Raw genomic sequence first — 16765 nt, 5'->3', positions numbered from 1 at the left:
TGGATGATTACTTAATAATAAAATCAGATAGCTTATCTAATGACTTAATCCAAAAGTGTGGATGGTATTCAGAGGTAAAGTCATTAGGATCATTTATATGAATATTGTTTTCTGAAGCTTCTAATCCAATGGTTAACCAACCCATAAGCTTCGGTGTAATAAAATCCTTTTTAATATTGTCGCCGATATAAATAAATTTAGAATTTTCTCTACTGTATTTGTTTTCTATATATTCAAAGCGTTCGGCACAGGGTTTTTCTGAACGGTATGCTTCAGATATAAGAACATCATCAAATAGGTTGTGGATGCCGAGAGATTGCAGTTTTAATCTCTGCGTAATGCTTCGACCGTCAGTAATTAAGGCAGTTGCAATGAAATCTGTTATTAATTCTGAAAAGTCATGCGAAGAAATATATGGGTGAATATTCGGCTGATGCAGCCGATATTGCCATAGCAAGGTATTTTTTTCAGAATCATTAAAGTAACAATACCGGCATAGTGCATCTAGCCAATTATGTTCATCTTTTTTAACTGCATTCTCTAATTCTTCAATTGTCCAGCTTGAATATAAGTCGGAAATTAATCGGATAACTGACCTAATCCCGGATAATTTATATTCATGTTCTGAATACAGGGTATCGTCGAGATCAAATACGATAATACTTTTAGTAGGATTAATTATTTTCATGCACTAAAACTTTCGCATCGTAGCGCAACATGATTAGGTTATTTTCCCATTCATCAAAAAATGGAACATTTTGATTGAAGAGATATTCTTGCATCAGCCAACCTAAATAATTACCACCGGCTGCATAAGTAAGCGGATAGCCACCGCCAAAGCGCGGATTAATCTCCACACCATAAAACTCATCAGTATTTGGGTTGTAGAAAAATTGGGCAGTAATGCACCCCCGAGCACCTTTCAAAAAGCTCATTTTCTCAAGCAACACATCATATAAACGATTACGGCGGGTTGCGCCTTTGCTGACTTCTCCTGTGCGCACCTCAATGCGTTCACGAGGAACCATGCATTTCAGACGGCCTTCGTTATTGTAGTAGATGTCGACGGTGAATTCTTTAAATTCATTAATAATATCAATTAGTTGGCAGAATATTAATTTAGGGTCCGCCATCATTTCATCTGAAATATCGGATTGGCTGTCAATACGCTTGGCACCGATTGCACGACTACCGTCATATGGTTTGACAAAACAAGGGAAAGTTAAATCATGACGGTCATAGATTTTCGGTGATGTAATGCCATGTTTGAGAAACAGGTCGGCAGTTTTTCGTTTATCGCGACATAAAGAAATGAATTCGCTGTCGGAAATAATGATATGAATACCGGCTTCATTAAAACGAAGGCGTGCATCTGCTAATTTTTGCAGCTCCGTATCAATCGTTGGAATAATCAAGCCAACTGATTGATTCGTCGCCAGCTCAAAAATGCTGTCAATGTATGTATCGTCATGAATAGCAGGCACGGTAAAAGAACCGTCAGAAGCATGGCAGGCAGCAGATAATTCAGGAGCTAAATCGGTTGTGAATACTTGGATGCCGCTGTTAAGTTTGGCTGCTTCGGTTTTGAAATCCTCGACCAGCTCTACACGACGGCCTGCAGATAAAATGAGTATATTACTTTTCTTCATTAGTCTTATTACCTGTGAAATACGGCATAGTGGCCTCCCCGTTTGCAGAGATGCCTTCTTTGACAAATACTTTCTTAACCGTCAAGAATAAAATTTTCATATCCAGCCAAAGGCTGAAATTGTCGATATACCAAATATCGTGGGCAAATTTTTCATCCCATGACAATGCATTACGGCCATTGACTTGCGCCCAGCCGGTGACGCCGGGTTTCATTTCATGTCGGCGGTTTTGGAAATCGTTATAAAGAGGCAGGTAATGCATTAATAATGGACGAGGGCCTACTAAGCTCATTTCACCTTTTAAGACATTCCAAAGTTCGGGGAGTTCATCGAGGCTGGTGGCACGCAATTTGCGCCCGAAAGGTGTTAAACGTTCACTATCGGGCAAAGGGTTGCCTTGAGCATCAACGGCATCACGCATGGAGCGGAATTTAATCATTTTGAACGGCTTACCGTTTTCACCCGGGCGCTCTTGGGTAAAAAATACCGGCGAGCCTAGGTTCTTTTTAATGAGATAAATCAAAATTAAGAATACCGGTGACAAAATAATCAGACCGGCCGCCGAAGCAACAATGTCGAATAGGCGTTTGATCAGTTTATTCATGACCTAATCTTTCAATAAGGTTAACAATTCTTTGGTAGGAGACATCGCGTTTAAAACGGCGCATGATTTCTTCAGATTGCACAGGATCATTTTTATGCAATAAGATTTTTTGTGCGGCCCGTACAAAGCTTTCAACATCGCCCGAGCGATAGTTGGCGTGGGGCAGCAGCTGTAAAACTTCTGCGACTTCATCGTTTACCTGACTGTTTAAAATAGGCTTTTGTAAAGCCATATAATCCGACAGCTTGTTGGTAATCGACTGCATGGCATATGAATGAATGGCATTTACTGACACATCGCAGCCTTTAGCGATTGACATCATTTCTGCATAAGGAATGTAGCCATAAAATTTAATCGAAGCATTTTCATATTGTTTCAGCTTCTCTAAATCAGGCCCGCCGCCCATGATATGCAGTTCGACATTTTCGCCTTTATCCAAAAGCTTCTGTATGCCTTTGCAAACCGTTTCTACATCATAGCTGAAACTCAAGGTTCCTAAGTAGAAAAAACGTGTTTTGTCGTCACCAAAGTCTTTTGCACCTGCCGTATTGAGCTTAGGGAAGTCTGCACCGATATAAACCACTTCGCCGGGAACATTCGGGTTCACTTCTTTTGCACGATCCAGATAAGTCTGCGATACGGCAACCAATCCATCGGCATAGCGATAAGCTTGATTGGCTCTTGAAGCAAAAGGCAATAAGTTATGCGGAATTTTTTTCAAGAAAGGGATAACCGATGAAAATGATTCCGGCCATACATCTTGCACGTCAATAATCAGTTTGTAGCCTAAACGCTTCTTATGCTTGCCCAGCAAAAGATTGGTGGCAATCAATGGATAAGCGGAGAACACGATATCTTGTTCTCCGGGCCGACACTGCGCCAACCATTGCTCAAACTCTTTCACAAAGACATGATGGCTTTTGGCGCGATCCAATGAAACGTTTTTTTGATAACCGCTTTCTTTCATCAACATCACTTTCAGACGGCCTTGCGAAGCGGCTTCGGCATCTTCAGGCCGTCTGAAAGATTTATCGTAATGTTTGAAATTGCTGGTGATTAATAACACATCGTGTTGTTGAGCCAGTAGTTCAGCCAAATACCAAAAGCGGTTGAAATGTGGTTCGTTCGGTAATGAACAATAAGGGGCAACAATCGTAATTGTCATGGTTCAGACGGCCTTACATGTCGTACGCAGCCATGGTGGTGCGGTAAATCTCATCATCGGAACACAGATGGGCAACATGTTCATGCAATGCTTTGCCCATTTCATCTCGTAATTCGCGGCTTTGTACCAACTCCGCAACCGCTTCGATAAACGGTTCTTCCTCGCCAAAAGGAATGCAGTAACCGGTTTTGCCGTTGATGACCATTTCAGAAATACCGGCCATGTCGTAGGTAACAACCGGCGTATCATATAAGCCTGATTCCAAAATATTGTTACCGACACCTGCACCATGGTCGCCCACGCAATGCGGCGTATTGACCAGAATATCGACTTCTTTGAAGTAGCCGGTCAAATCACGCACCCCACCTAGAAAAGTGACCTTATCATCGATATTCAAACGTTTGGCTTGGGTTTTCAGGTTTTCCATTTCTTCGCCGATACCCGCAACATTGAGACGGACAGGTAAACCCCGGTCAATCATTTTTTTGAAAATGTCCAACATTAAGTGCACGGCACGAACGGTATCCAAGCGCGAAAGCGTGCCCAACATAATGTAGTCTTTTTCTGTTTTTTCAGGAACATAGTCTACTTTGTGCAAAGCATTGTAGGTGTAAGTGATTCGGTTGGCCGGGAAGCCGTGGCGAATCAATTTTTCTTGTTCGTGTTTACAGTTGCCGATGATGTATACGCCTAACTTGTCAAAAAGTTTGGCGATTTTAGGGTAGGTTTGCGGATCTAAACCTCGGGCATGGTAAAACACTTTGGTTTTAGGAGAAGCAATTTTGGCTGCAATGGCACAAGCAGGCACAATGCGCGCCATTTGGCAGTGAATGACGTCAGGCTGCTCTCGTTTTAACATTTTCATATAGGCAAACATGGCTTTGATATAGCCTTTTTTACCGCCTTGATAGAAGTCGATAGATTGCCATTTGATGCCTAATTCTTGCGCTTCTTTAATTAAAGGGCCGTCCGAAGAAGCCAAAATTACTTGATGGCCTCGTGCATTTAATAAACGGCCCAATCGGAAGGTTGCATTTTCAGTGCCGCCTAAGCCGGACATAGAGCTTGTCAAAATAATTTTCATGATGTTCTCGATAAATAGTTGGTATTTTGTATTTTGCCTGCAAGACAAGTGATATAAATAAAAATCAAAAAACACGGAAGCCAAATAAACGGCATTCGCAATATGGTGGACGGAATAAATCCGGCCAGCAGGAAAATACCAAGGCATACCCATGCAATCACTTTGGATTTGGAACGAATTTTTCGTGTTACCGTGCTTCTTAAATAAATTAAAATATAAGCAATAAAACCTAATAAAGAGATGATGCCGAAACCCAAATACAATTCAATAATAAAGCTATGCGGATTTTCAAATCCTAAGCTGTCACTCAAATGACCGCCGAAATACTCTTTAAAGTTTTTAGGCCCGTACCCGGTTAACAGCAAAGGCGGGTTTTGCCAAAAATAATTGTAGATTTCTTGTCGATAAGATACGGAATTGTCGCTACCTAAATCGTATAAGAATAAATAAACCCTTGATGAGAAACGTTCTAAAAACTGGTTGCCGTTTAATGATAATAAAAACTCTTGAATCACATTTGAAGGAATTAGGAATAAAGTTAATAGCATCAATGCTGTTATCCCGATCGTAATCAATCCGTTTTTTTGATAAACAATATAAATAAATAAAATTAATAAATAACAACCAATGGCAGTTCGAGAAACGCTTGCAAAAACAGCCAATCCGAGAGTGAAAAACAATATCCATCCGTATAAACGTTCTTTTACGGATTTTCCTTCTAGTTGAAAGAAGAATAAAATCGCAGGCGCCATACATACGGCACAAGTAGCGAGGTTATTCGGATTGAAAAACAAACCTTTCAAAGAGCCTGCTTCAAGTGTCAGCTCTTCACTGGCGCTAACGAATTGAATACCGGTTGCCAGTTCGATAAAAGGTGGCGCGGCAACATAGAGCGCAAAAACAGTTAAGAATTTTTGTATTGTGCCTAATGGCTCTTCGTCTCTGATTAAAACTTGATAAAAAATATGGAAAAAAAACGGTAGTACCATGAAAAACATAATATCCATGAATTGCGTCGGCGTAAGATCTGAAATCAGTAAATGAATGCCGGGCCAGATGCTTAATGCAGCCAGCGACAGCAACATCATGTAAATACTACGAGGGACTTTTTTACTTTCTAAAAATAAAACCAAAAAGCCGAATGCAATAAATAATATGGTTAAAGGGTTATCAATACGCGCCACTCCCAATTTAAATGAGAGTGTCGGGCCGAGCATATAACCCAACAACATTAAATAAAGCGTAACACTATAAATATTAAGACGTTTTATCTTCACAAATTTTCCCGATTAAGCCGAATGTTTAACTATCCGTTGATAAGTTGTCATAAGCTGTCGGACAACTTTTTCTGCTCCAAATTCATTTAAACAGTTTTCACGCAATTTTGCAGCAGGGTAGCGTGCTTGATTTTCGTATAGTTGAATTAATGCCGCGGTCAGTTGTTGTCGGTTTTCGACATCGACAAGCAAACCATTGGAATCATTGACGATGGATTCAGGGCCGCCACAACGGGTTGCAATAACAGGCAAGCCTTGTGAAAGTGCTTCAATGAAGACAACACCGAAAGTTTCATGACGGCTGGCCAAAACAAAAGCATTGCTTTGATACATCAAATCTAAAACTTCATTGTTTTTCAGACGGCCTAAAAATATTACGTTGTTTTGAATACCTAATTCTTCAGATAATTTGTGTAATTTGAATTCTTCATATCCGCCGCCGCCAATTTTCAGTTTGAGGTGGGGATATTTTTTGAATGCCTCTGCAAATGCCGGCAATAAAATATCATAGCCTTTTTTATGCTGAAGATGGGCAACCGAGCAAAAGGTAAAGTCCGGATTTTGAGGTTTGTTTTTTAAATCAATCGGGGCTTCAAATTGCGGAGATAAGATATTCGGTACATATTCCCACTCTAAGCTGTTGTATTCTGTTTTTAATAACTCGGCAAAATCACGGCTTACGGCTAATCGGGCAGCGGCATTCTCTGCAGCGGCTTGCATAAGAGGGCGTTGCCAGTTTCTAATGAGTTTTCTGGCATAAGTTGTACTGTGTTCCGTAATGACATATGGAATGCCGGTCATTTTATGAATGGTATAAGCAATCACGCCTCCTGAATTCATACAGTGGGCATGAATGACATCGGGCATACCGTTTTGCGCAACATAGCGTTTAAATAGTTTCAATGCCGATCTGATTTCTCTGTTGCGGTCAATATAAGGAACTCGCGGAAAAAAGAACATGCTTTTGAAAATATGGGTATGTACATTTGATTCAATATAGCTTGAAATCCCATAATTTTTAGGTTGCAGAGCCTTCTTAACCTGTGTCCGCAGAGAGCGGAAAATCGGTGCGATGACACCGACTTTGTTGCCTGCGCGCGCTAGCGCTTCTGCTTGTAAGCGGAAGAAGATGCCGTTAACGTCATCGGGTGTTTCCGGATACCAAGAAGGAATAATCAATATGTGCATGTTGTATTTTCTAATGTGCGTCTTATTTTTTCAGACGGCCTTTAATGATTTGCATACTGTTTTGCAGTTGTGATTTATTTTTCCAACCTAGCAAGAGCAATCCCGTCATCCACAAAACAGCAAAAACCGAATAATTTTGCTTAGTGCCAAAGTAGGTATAAATCAGGCATATCAAAAGGCAAAGTGTGGCTTGGGTGTAAATTTTTTCTCGGGGAAGGGCTTGCCATAAACGGGACGATAGCTCTGATTTCATAATGAAAAAGGCCCAAAACGAAACGGCACTTGCCATTGCGGCGCCTTTTGCCCCTGTATTTGGAATTAAAAGGTACAACAAGCTGAAATTAATCATAAAAGCAATAATATTAACTGCTGTGATTAGCCAGGTTCTTTTAACAACGTTTAAGCCGATTCCACTGACTTCGGTTAGTGTATAAAACAAAGGGAAAAGCATGCTCGATAATAGAATAAATTGAACTGGCGCATACTTTTCGGGCAGAAACCAAGCCACAACCGGTGAAAAAATACCCGTTAGACAAATAATGGCAGTAATTAACGTCGTCATAGAGAGGGTAATGCCGCCTATTTTATCCAGATTGGTATTTTCTTTTACCCATTTAAATACCAAAGGTGCCCAAATGGTTGAGAAAATGCTTTGGAAAATTAAGGCAACAGCGCTAAAGCTGATCGCCATCGAATAAATGCCGAGTTGTTCTAAGCCGGCCATTTCTTTTAAGACGAAACGGTCAACAGAGGTAAATCCCCAGTAAGCCAGATTACCGAAAGCCAAGGGTAAGCCGTAACGCAAACCGGTGTGGTACATTTCAGCCGACCAATCGGCTTTTATCGCTGCAAACAGTTCATGTCGTGTCTGGTACACCAATAGGGCGACTGTCAATACTTGGGCAGCTGTATAGGCAAAAACCAAGCTGACTGTATCAGTGGGCAGGCCAAATAAAATATAGCTTAATACCAGCACTAAAATTAAAAATTTCGGGGTTAATTGGCTGAAAGAAAAAGCCAGTGCCTTTTCCTGCATACGTAAAATCAATGCAAGGAAGCGGGTAAACAGGGTAGTGGTTAAAAATAATAAAAATAGGGCACCCAACGCTTTATCGCTGAGCGAGAAAATCATTTCAGACGGCCAAGCTATGTTCCAAAGAGCAATGAACATACTGGCTGCAATAACCAATATCAGCGGAGATAGGCTGAATGACTTGAATAATGCTGCTTTGTTTTCTGCTGCGTAATATTCACGGATATATGCTTGATCCAAACCGAGCCCTAAAATTAAAACAGTTAAGCCGGCAATGGTTTGCAATAACACAATGCGGCCAATATCTTCCGCCGGAAAATACCAAGAAATCAGCGGTAGGGAAATCAGGCCAAAAGCCGCGCTGCCGATGGGGCCGAGTGCATAACCTAAAATTTTACGTGCATTCATATATTTGTTTCAGACGGCCTTACGGTGGCTATAAGTGAGCGTTTGGGTAATGTTGGGGCCAATCGACCATGTATGGATATTTTTTAGAAGGGCTTTCTTGGCGCATCTAACTAAAGGCCCAATGCACCAAGAAAGCCGGCTGGCTTGGGTAGCCGGCCGGCAATGTTACGATTATGCTTTAATCACTTTAGGATTATTCACAGGGAATTTACCGCGGGTATCCACGATTAATTTCGCATGTTCGGTAATCATGGCGTAATCAAATTTATCGTGATCGGTGGTTAAAACCACGCAATCAAATTGAGCAATATTCTCAGGGGTTAAGGGTTCGCTCTTCAAGTCGAAATAATGATGGCCTGGAATATGCGGGAACTCAGGTACGTGTGGGTCAGAGTAAGCAACGTTGGCACCCAGTTTGGCCAGGCGGTCCATGACTTCTACTGACGGGCTTTCACGCATGTCGTCCACGTTTTTCTTGTAGGCAATACCCAAAATCAGGATTTTGCTGTCTTTGATTGAGCGGTTGTGCTCGTTCAAGGCCAAGCTTACTTTTTCGATGACATAGTCAGGCATGTATGAGTTGACTTCGCCGGCCAGTTCGATAAAGCGGGTGTTCACACCGTATTCGCGTGCTTTCCAAGTCAGGTAGAACGGGTCAATCGGGATGCAGTGACCACCTAAGCCCGGGCCTGGATAGTAGGCAACGAAGCCGAAAGGTTTGGTCGCCGCAGCGGCAATCACTTCGTGAATGTCGATGTCCATTTTATCGGCAACAATCTTCATTTCGTTTACTAAACCGATGTTGACGGCACGGTGGATGTTTTCTAAAAGCTTGGTTAATTCGGCGGCTTTGGTTGAGCTCACCGGCACGACTTTATCAATAGCCGGTTCGTACAGGGCTTTGCCCACTTCCAAGCAGGCAGGGGTATGGCCGCCGATGACTTTAGGAATGGTACGGGTTTCGAAGTTAGGGTTACCCGGGTCTTCGCGTTCCGGAGAGTAAACCAAGAATACGTTTTCGCCGACTTTCAAGCCGCCTTCTTCTACGCGTGGCAGCAGCTCTTCTTCGGTGGTGCCGGGGTAGGTGGTTGATTCCAAAGACAACACTTGGCCTTCGCGCAAGTAAGGTTTTACCGCGTTGGTGGTGTCGATCACGTAGCTCATGTCCGGTTCGCGGTATTTGTTCAGTGGTGTCGGTACACACAAGATAACGGCTTCCACTTCACCAATACGTGAGAAATCAGTAGTCGCTTCAAACAAAGATTGGCTGGCGGCGGCGATTTTTTCGGAAGGAATGTGCTCGATGTAGCTTTCGCCTTTGTTCAATTTGTTGACTTTGGTTTCATCAATATCGAAACCCAATACTTGGTAACCGATATCGACATAACGCAGCATCAGCGGCAGACCAACATAACCCAAACCGACAATACCGATTTTGGCGGTTTTATCGGCAAATTTTTGAATGGTAATATTTTTCATGACTTTTCTTATGTGATTGATAGGAAACTCGTCTTGCATGGCATTTGAACAGACTGTTCAATCTCATGTCTGTATGATTGCGGCATCATCACGGCTGACTGTAAAGCCGGATGAAAGACAGCTTTTTTGTCTTTAGGTGAGTAATGAAGACAATCATAAACGTTTGTAAGAGTCGTCTCAAACAAAAAAGTTTTGCCGTAAGAAAATACGGTTATACGGTAGTTTTATTACAAAGAATCAAAACAAAGCGGGCTAAAATATTAAAAAATATTATAAGATTATGAAAAATAATATTTTATTTGAGATTTTAGATAGGATGGATGAATAGGTGCAAAAGAATATTACATATTTAGGTTGGTTAAATAGTAGTATATTTACTTTATTTAACATTCATTAGTCATTAATAGGCATGTGTCAAATATAAATTGTTACAATTTTGTTTTGGTTAACGATAAATAAAATCAAATAAGAAGGCACATCTGGTTGAGATGTGCTTCTTACCATCGGTGCTCAGCTTAGAATCATTATCGGACGGGTTAATGTCCACTTAATATCAGCATCCAATATTTCAACCGCTTGGCTTTGCCATTGCGGCTCTTGCTGCAAAATATCAGGTCGCTCACTAAAATCAAACAGCATTTTGCTCGGGTTGCCTAAGATTTTAGGGGATTGGTACAACACCATTTCATCTACCAAATCTGCCTGTAAAAAAGCGGTATTGAGTGTGGTACCTGCTTCAATCATCAATTCGCCAATGCCTTTTTCTGCCAGGATTGTCAAAAGCCGGTTCAAATCGATGCGTTGGCCAATGCTTTCAGACGGCCCGATAATATTGATATGCGGACGAGCTAAATAAGGCTGCCAACGCGTTTCGTCATTAACCAGAGTGACAATCAGAGTAGGGCTTCGGCTGTCTGAAACCACATGGCTGTCCAAAGGCGTACGTAATTGGCTGTCTAATACCACGCGGACGGGCTGGCGCAGAGTAGGGAAAGCACGCACATTCAAGCGCGGATTGTCTGTCAGCACCGTGCCGATTCCGGTGAGTATGGCGCAGCTTTCGGCACGCATTTGCTGCACGTCGTTTCTCGCTGCTTCGCCGGTAATCCATTGGCTTTGGCCGTCTGAAAGCGCGGTTTTGCCGTCAAGGCTGGCGGCACATTTGAGCCGTACATAAGGGCGGTTGCGTTCTATTCGGGATAAAAAGCCGCGGTTTAATTCACGCGCTTCGTGTTCCAGTAAACCGCTCTCGGTTTGAATGCCAGCCTCGGCCAACATGGCCAAACCTTTTCCGGCCACCAAGGGATTCGGGTCGGTTATTGCGGCGACCACGCGTGTCACACCGCTTTCAATCAAGGCTTTGGCGCAAGGGGGCGTGCGGCCGTAGTGGCTGCAGGGTTCGAGCGTGACATAGGCGGTTGCTCCGCGTGCCATTGCCCCGGCCTGACGTAATGCATGTACTTCGGCATGCGGTTCGCCCGCTTTGACGTGGTAGCCTTGACCGACAATTTGCCTACCGTGTGCAATGACGCAGCCGACGCGGGGATTGGGGGAAGTGGAAAAACGCCCCAGCCGGGCAAGGGCAAGGGCGTTTTGCATCATCTGGATATCGGTGTCGCTAAACATTTCAGACGGCCTTTATTTGATTAAATTGACATCTTTTAAAACAGCTGCCAGTTGTTCGGTAGAAGCCGCAGTCGAACTGGCGCATACGGTATAAATATTGGTTTCGTGAATGGCAATGCAGTTTTCAGAGAGCGTGCCGCCGTCTTCAGTGGTTTGGCTGAAGCGGTAATTCATGCGGTTGTCTGTGGCAATGCCCACACGCATATTATCCATGCCTTTTGCGGATTGAAGGGTCTCTTTTAAATGGGTGAAATAGGCTTTGGGATCGGTTTTGGCTTTGCCCAAATTGGCGGTATAGAGCGTGATATCGGATGTGTCGTCACGTTGCAGCAAGGTTAGTTCGTCAGCCGAAATGCCTTGGGGGCGTAAATTCTGATCTTCAATCACATCAGTAAATTGAGCATTTTCAATCATGATTCGGATTTTGCCGTCTTTACTGTTCAGTTCTTGCACGGTGTTTTCTTCTGCCATCGGTGCAGATGCGCCGGAAGCTGCTGAAGCCGCCAAAGCGATTGGTTCAGAAGCAGCTGCCGGGGTAGATGTTTCGCTGACTTTATTGCACGCACTCAGCAATAATAATACGGGAACAGACAGTAAAAATTTTATGTTCATGTTGATTGCTCATTGTCTAAACACGGCTAAATGGTTTCAGACGGCCTTATTTGTAGAAAATCCCAGCGTTGTTTACACTTTTTCTTTTTTGCCTGAAGACCCGTTTGGGGATTTTCGAGTGTTGCCAAGAATGCCGAAAGGCACGGCAAAGCCGAATGGTTATTGATAATGCCCGAAAATCCTGAAACAATCATTCGGGCAAAAAACAAAAGCTGTTTTGCATAAAAAGTATAAACAACCCGACGATTTCCTACACCCTTTATTCAGTTTGATGGGATTGCGGCAACGTGGCAATCGCTTGGGTGAATTCCGAAACATCGTTAAAACTTTTATAAACCGAAGCGAAGCGCACATAAGCCACTTGGTCGATTTTGGCCAATTCTTCCATCGCCATTTCGCCGACCAGTTGCGACGGCACTTCTTTTTTACCCAGCTGATACAGGCGTTGCTCAATCAGGGCAACGGTTTCGTCGATTTTTTCCGGAGAAACAGGGCGTTTGTGCAGGGCACGTGAAAGGCTGGTGTGGAGTTTGTGCGGGTTGAAGTTGACGCGGCTGCCATTGGTTTTCAACACTTGCGGCATACGCATTTCAACTGTTTCAAAGGTGCTGAATCGTTGTCCGCAAGACACGCAGCGTCGGCGTCGGCGGATGCTGTTGGTTTCTTCCAGCAGGCGCGAGTCGGTAACCTGTGTGTTGGCGTGTTGGCAAAACGGACATTTCATATGCAGCTAAATCGTTTGTCTGTAAATAGATATTGTAACTGATAGCCGCATATCCGTATAGCGGAAAAGCATAACAGAGGCCCTTACTTTCGATTTTCAAGAGCAACATCTGTTAACATAGGTTGGAAGATATTCAAGAATAAAACACTTGGCGTTTCATAGCCAAGTGTTTTTCTTGGGCGGTGGTTCAGTTCATCTTGAACCTGCCGGATTTCCTTCCTGCTGATTTTCCTGAAATCCGTTTGTTTCGGGAAGTATTGGCGCATCAGTCCGTTGGTGTTTTCGTTCGTTTCCTTTTTCCAAGAAGTGTGTGGAATTTATCACCGACATGGTATCCGCCTACCGCGAAGCCGATTTAGTGATTTGCCGCGCCGGTGCGCTGACGATTTCCGAATTGACGGCGGCGGAGCTGGGTGCGCTGCTGGTGCCGTATCCTCACGCCGTCGATGACCATCAAACCGCCAACGCGCGGTTTATGGTGCAGGCAGAGGCGGGGCTGCTGTTGCCGCAAACCCAGCTGACAGCGGAAAAATTTGCCGAAATATTGGGCGGATTAAACCGCAGAAAATGTCTGGAGTGGGCGGAAAACGCCCGTACATTGGCTTTGCCCCGCAGTGCGGACGATGTGGCGGAAGCCGCAATCGCATGTACGGCATAACAAAAGACACAAAGGCCGTCTGAAACCAGTTTCAGACGACCTTTGTGCAACTTGGCAGGCTTATCGTGCAGGAGTATGATTCGAATAAGAATCTTTTTCATATGAGGTTGCCATGTCTGTAAAAATCTCTCCCGAAACCGTTTCCGCACTTTCCAGCACCATGCTGATACCCCTGTGGGCAAAGGCTGCGGAGCAAAGCAGGGCGCGGCCGCTTTTGCTTGACAGCGAAGCCGTGCGGATGTTGGACAGAATCGATTACGATTTCAACAAGTTCGCCAAAGCCAAAGCAACGCAGGTCGGTTGTTGCGGGCGGGCAAAACTGCTGGACGATATGGTTCGGCATTTTATCGCCGAATATCCCGATGCCGTCGTCGTGCAAGTCGGCGCAGGGTTGGATGCACGTTACGAACGCTTGGACAGACCGCGCATTACCGCTTGGTATGATTTGGATTTGCCCGAAGTGATTGAAGTACGGCGTATGCTGCTGCCGGAGTCGGGCAACCATTATTTGGGTGCGTCCATGTTTGATGAAGCATGGATGCACACTGTCGCCGCGCACGGCAAACCCGTGCTGCTCGTTATCGAAGGCGTGTTGATGTATTTTGAGGAAACACAGGTGCAGGATTTCTTCAAACGGACCGCCCGCTGCCTGCCGAATGTCCAGTTTGCCATCGACACCATTCCCAAAGCCTATATCGGACAGTCCAAACACCACGACGCACTCGGTAAAATGGACAAGCCGCCCGCGTTTCGCTGGGCAGCGGACGGAACAGACGGCATCCGCCGGCTAATGCCGGATGCAGAAATCATCGAAAAAGCAGATTTAAGCAGCATCTGCAAATCCCGTTATCCGTGGTATTTGCGCTTTTTGTATGCCACCGCGTGGGGAAGGCGCAAGCTGGATATGCTCTTGATGAGGATACGGTTTCCATCGTATTGAGATGCAGGGGTCGTCTGAAAAACTGTTTTTCAGACGGCTTACTGTTTGCCCAAGCCAAAATATTTTCTCGTTCACTCACTATTGCAAAAACGAAACAAATAATTTTAAAAATGATTTTACTTATCAAATAATATTGATAGCAATTCTTATATCTGTTTATAATGCAATCTTCTTACAGTTTGTTTACATTTTATTGCACGGAATAAACAAACTTTCTACATAAACCAACTAAATTTAAGAGGGAAACGAAAACATGACATTCTCTAATTCATTAGGCTTCCGCCTGAGTATGCTGACGCTGGCGTTGTCTGCGGGTTTTGCCCATGCGGAAGAACAAACGGTCAATCTTGACGAAGTGGTGGTCAAGGCTTCATCGACCGCAGTGCCGACCCGTGTTACCCGCAGCCAAATCGATCGTGAACATGCCACTGATTTGAAAGAGGTAATGAAAGACCAAATCGGTATGGGCGTTGGCGGCGGTACCGGCGTTTCGCAGTTTTACAGCATTCGTGCGGTGGGTGAAGACGGGATTAATTTGGACGTGGACGGCACCAGCCAAAGCACCAAAATCTTCCACCACCAAAGCCGCTTTATGCTCGATCCGGCTCTGCTCAAAAGCATTAACGTAGAAAAAGGTACCGGTTCGGCTTCAGCCGGTATCGGCGCTGTCGGCGGTACGATTAAAGCGACCACAGTTGATGCGAAAGATTTGCTGGTGGACGGTAAACCTTACGGCGTGCGGGTGTCCGCGGGCTTGAGCAGCAACAAAGGTAACAACGGCGGTGTGGCTGCCTATACTTATGCGAATGGTTTTGATGCTTTGGTTGCCGCCAATTTCCTAAACAATGAAACCTATAAAGACGGTAAAGGCCGTCTGAATAACGGCAGTGAATTGGAACAGCGCAGCTATCTGGCGAAAATCGGCTATGATTTCAACCAAGACCACGGCGTGCGGCTGAGTTTGCGTCAAGAACGTCAAGAGGGCGACCGCAGCAACAAAGCGGAATTTCTGACTGATGATTACGGCTCGTATGAAAACACCGGACAACGTGAAAACACTGCCAACTTGGAATATCACGGCCGCAATTTGGGCTTTGTCAGCAAATTGGATGCCAATGTATTCCAAATCAAAACCCACGATTACAAACCGCCTAAAGGTGGCGAAAAATATTCAACTGAAGACCGTAAAAAATATCCGCTGGAGCTGACAACGGCAACTGCCCGAGGTGCCAATCTTGATTTTACCAGCGACATTGGCAGCCACAGCGTGAAATATGGTGTCAATTTCCGTCGGGAAACGACCCAGCCGTCTGATAAAAGCAATGCTAAAGAATTGCCACCGGGTTTTTTCAGCCAAGCTTTTCCTGAGAAAAAAACCGATACCGGTGTTTACGTAGAGGGCATTTGGCGCTTTGATCCGGTAACGCTGACCACCGGCCTGCGTTACGACCATTTCAATTTCCACGCAGCCAGCGGTGAAACCGCCAAAGACGGTCAAGTCAATCCGAGCTTGGGCTTGATTTGGGATATCAATCAAAATCTGAGCCTGTTGGCAACCTTAAACCAAGCCAGCCGTTCACCACGATTGAACGAAGCCTTGCTGTCTAATAATGTTGCCGGTTTCTACAGTAAAGTCGATCCGAAACTGAAAGCCGAAACCGCCCGCCGTGCCGAATTGGGCCTGCGTTGGAATGACGATAATCTAAGTGTCAGCGGCAGCGTGTTCCATCAAAACATCAAAGATTTGGTTGTTTATAAATGGGGATTTGGCGAAAATAAACAGGGACGTATCTACAACGGCGGCAAGCTGAAAACTTGGGGTTATGAGTTTGATACCAAATACCGCTACGGCGGCCTGACTGCACGTTTGGGCGTGTCTTATGTGAAACCACGTATCAGCGGCGATGTATATTACGGTGAAAAACCGATTGAATCTAATATTCATGAAAGCTCGTTTACCTTCCGCAATATGGGCCGCCAATGGCTGACCGGTTTGTCTTATCAATTTGATCATCCGAAATTGGAAATCGGCTGGCGCGGCCGCTACGTTCAGAAGGTTAAGTTCTATGACGTAGCACGCAAAACCAAGCAGGCTGATGTACCGACCTACAAAGCAGGCTATGGCGTGCATGATGTGTATGCCAACTGGCAGCCGAACGGCAAAGACAATTTCAACGTGAATTTTGCGGTAAACAATATCTTGGATAAAAAATACCGCAGCCACAGCCAACGCTTCGCCAACGGCGTGGCACGCACACCGTTCTACGAACGTGGCCGTGAATTTACTTTGGGTGTAAACTACCGCTTCTAATCATTGC

At 44.4% G+C, this 16765-nt stretch carries 14 protein-coding genes and 2 pseudogenes; 3 read left to right on the top strand and 13 right to left on the bottom strand.

Annotated elements, in window-relative coordinates; translation table 11 throughout:
- Positions 1-7: 7 nt before the first annotated feature.
- The 13 genes and pseudogenes from H4O27_RS10530 to H4O27_RS10470 all read right to left on the bottom strand — a co-directional run.
- The gene (locus tag H4O27_RS10530; protein ID WP_165008783.1) at positions 8-688 is read right to left on the bottom strand and encodes an HAD family hydrolase; all 681 of its coding nucleotides are present in this window, start codon (positions 686-688) and stop codon (positions 8-10) included.
- Entirely contained in the window at positions 675-1649 is a 975-nt protein-coding gene (locus H4O27_RS10525; protein ID WP_165008785.1) for an ATP-grasp domain-containing protein, read from the bottom strand. Before H4O27_RS10525 ends, H4O27_RS10530 begins: the two co-directional genes overlap by 14 nt.
- The gene (locus H4O27_RS10520; protein ID WP_165008787.1) at positions 1636-2253 is read right to left on the bottom strand and encodes a sugar transferase; all 618 of its coding nucleotides are present in this window, start codon (positions 2251-2253) and stop codon (positions 1636-1638) included. Before H4O27_RS10520 ends, H4O27_RS10525 begins: the two co-directional genes overlap by 14 nt.
- Entirely contained in the window at positions 2246-3418 is a 1173-nt protein-coding gene (locus H4O27_RS10515) for a glycosyltransferase (RefSeq protein WP_165008789.1), read from the bottom strand. Before H4O27_RS10515 ends, H4O27_RS10520 begins: the two co-directional genes overlap by 8 nt.
- 13 nt (positions 3419-3431) lie before the next feature.
- The gene (locus H4O27_RS10510) at positions 3432-4502 is read right to left on the bottom strand and encodes a glycosyltransferase family 4 protein (protein WP_165008791.1); all 1071 of its coding nucleotides are present in this window, start codon (positions 4500-4502) and stop codon (positions 3432-3434) included.
- Complete coding sequence (locus tag H4O27_RS10505; protein WP_165008793.1) at positions 4499-5779, bottom strand: O-antigen ligase family protein; 1281 nt, start codon at positions 5777-5779, stop codon at positions 4499-4501. Before H4O27_RS10505 ends, H4O27_RS10510 begins: the two co-directional genes overlap by 4 nt.
- 12 nt (positions 5780-5791) lie before the next feature.
- Positions 5792-6967: a glycosyltransferase gene (locus H4O27_RS10500; protein WP_165008794.1), complete on the bottom strand. Its 1176-nt coding sequence runs from the start codon at positions 6965-6967 to the stop codon at positions 5792-5794.
- A gap of 22 nt (positions 6968-6989) precedes the next feature.
- On the bottom strand, positions 6990-8408 hold the full coding sequence (locus tag H4O27_RS10495; RefSeq protein WP_165008796.1) for an oligosaccharide flippase family protein: 1419 nt from the start codon (positions 8406-8408) through the stop codon (positions 6990-6992).
- Between the two features lie 171 nt (positions 8409-8579).
- Positions 8580-9887 carry a nucleotide sugar dehydrogenase gene (locus H4O27_RS10490; RefSeq protein WP_165008798.1) on the bottom strand — a complete coding sequence of 436 codons (1308 nt, stop codon included), beginning with the start codon at positions 9885-9887 and terminating at the stop codon, positions 8580-8582.
- A gap of 510 nt (positions 9888-10397) precedes the next feature.
- Entirely contained in the window at positions 10398-11513 is a 1116-nt protein-coding gene (gene ribD, locus H4O27_RS10485) for a bifunctional diaminohydroxyphosphoribosylaminopyrimidine deaminase/5-amino-6-(5-phosphoribosylamino)uracil reductase RibD (RefSeq protein WP_165008800.1), read from the bottom strand.
- Positions 11514-11525: 12 nt separating this feature from the next.
- Positions 11526-12125, bottom strand: a complete 600-nt coding sequence (locus H4O27_RS10480; protein ID WP_165008802.1) for a cytochrome C — start codon at positions 12123-12125, stop codon at positions 11526-11528.
- 259 nt (positions 12126-12384) lie between these two features.
- Positions 12385-12849, bottom strand: a complete 465-nt coding sequence (gene nrdR / locus H4O27_RS10475) for a transcriptional regulator NrdR (RefSeq protein ID WP_165008804.1) — start codon at positions 12847-12849, stop codon at positions 12385-12387.
- 83 nt (positions 12850-12932) lie between these two features.
- A pseudogene (locus tag H4O27_RS10470) lies at positions 12933-13163 on the bottom strand (transposase); the annotation flags it as partial.
- On the opposite strand from H4O27_RS10470, the pseudogene H4O27_RS10465 reads away from it, so the two are divergent.
- From H4O27_RS10465 to H4O27_RS10455, 3 genes and pseudogenes are all read left to right on the top strand, one after another.
- Positions 13154-13507: pseudogene (locus H4O27_RS10465) on the top strand (UDP-N-acetylglucosamine--N-acetylmuramyl-(pentapeptide) pyrophosphoryl-undecaprenol N-acetylglucosamine transferase); the annotation flags it as partial. The pseudogenes H4O27_RS10470 and H4O27_RS10465 sit on opposite strands and share 10 nt — an antisense overlap.
- Before the next feature lie 112 nt (positions 13508-13619).
- A complete protein-coding gene (locus H4O27_RS10460) occupies positions 13620-14447 on the top strand; it encodes a class I SAM-dependent methyltransferase (protein WP_165008806.1) in 828 nt (275 codons plus the stop codon).
- A gap of 253 nt (positions 14448-14700) precedes the next feature.
- Positions 14701-16758, top strand: coding sequence for a TonB-dependent receptor plug domain-containing protein (locus H4O27_RS10455; protein ID WP_165008808.1), 2058 nt, complete (start codon positions 14701-14703; stop codon positions 16756-16758).
- The last annotated feature ends 7 nt before the right edge of the window (positions 16759-16765 follow it).

The sequence above is a fragment of the Neisseria yangbaofengii genome (assembly GCF_014898075.1).
Taxonomy (GTDB): Bacteria; Pseudomonadota; Gammaproteobacteria; order Burkholderiales; family Neisseriaceae; genus Neisseria; species Neisseria yangbaofengii.
This window is presented reverse-complemented; position numbering and strand designations above follow the sequence as displayed.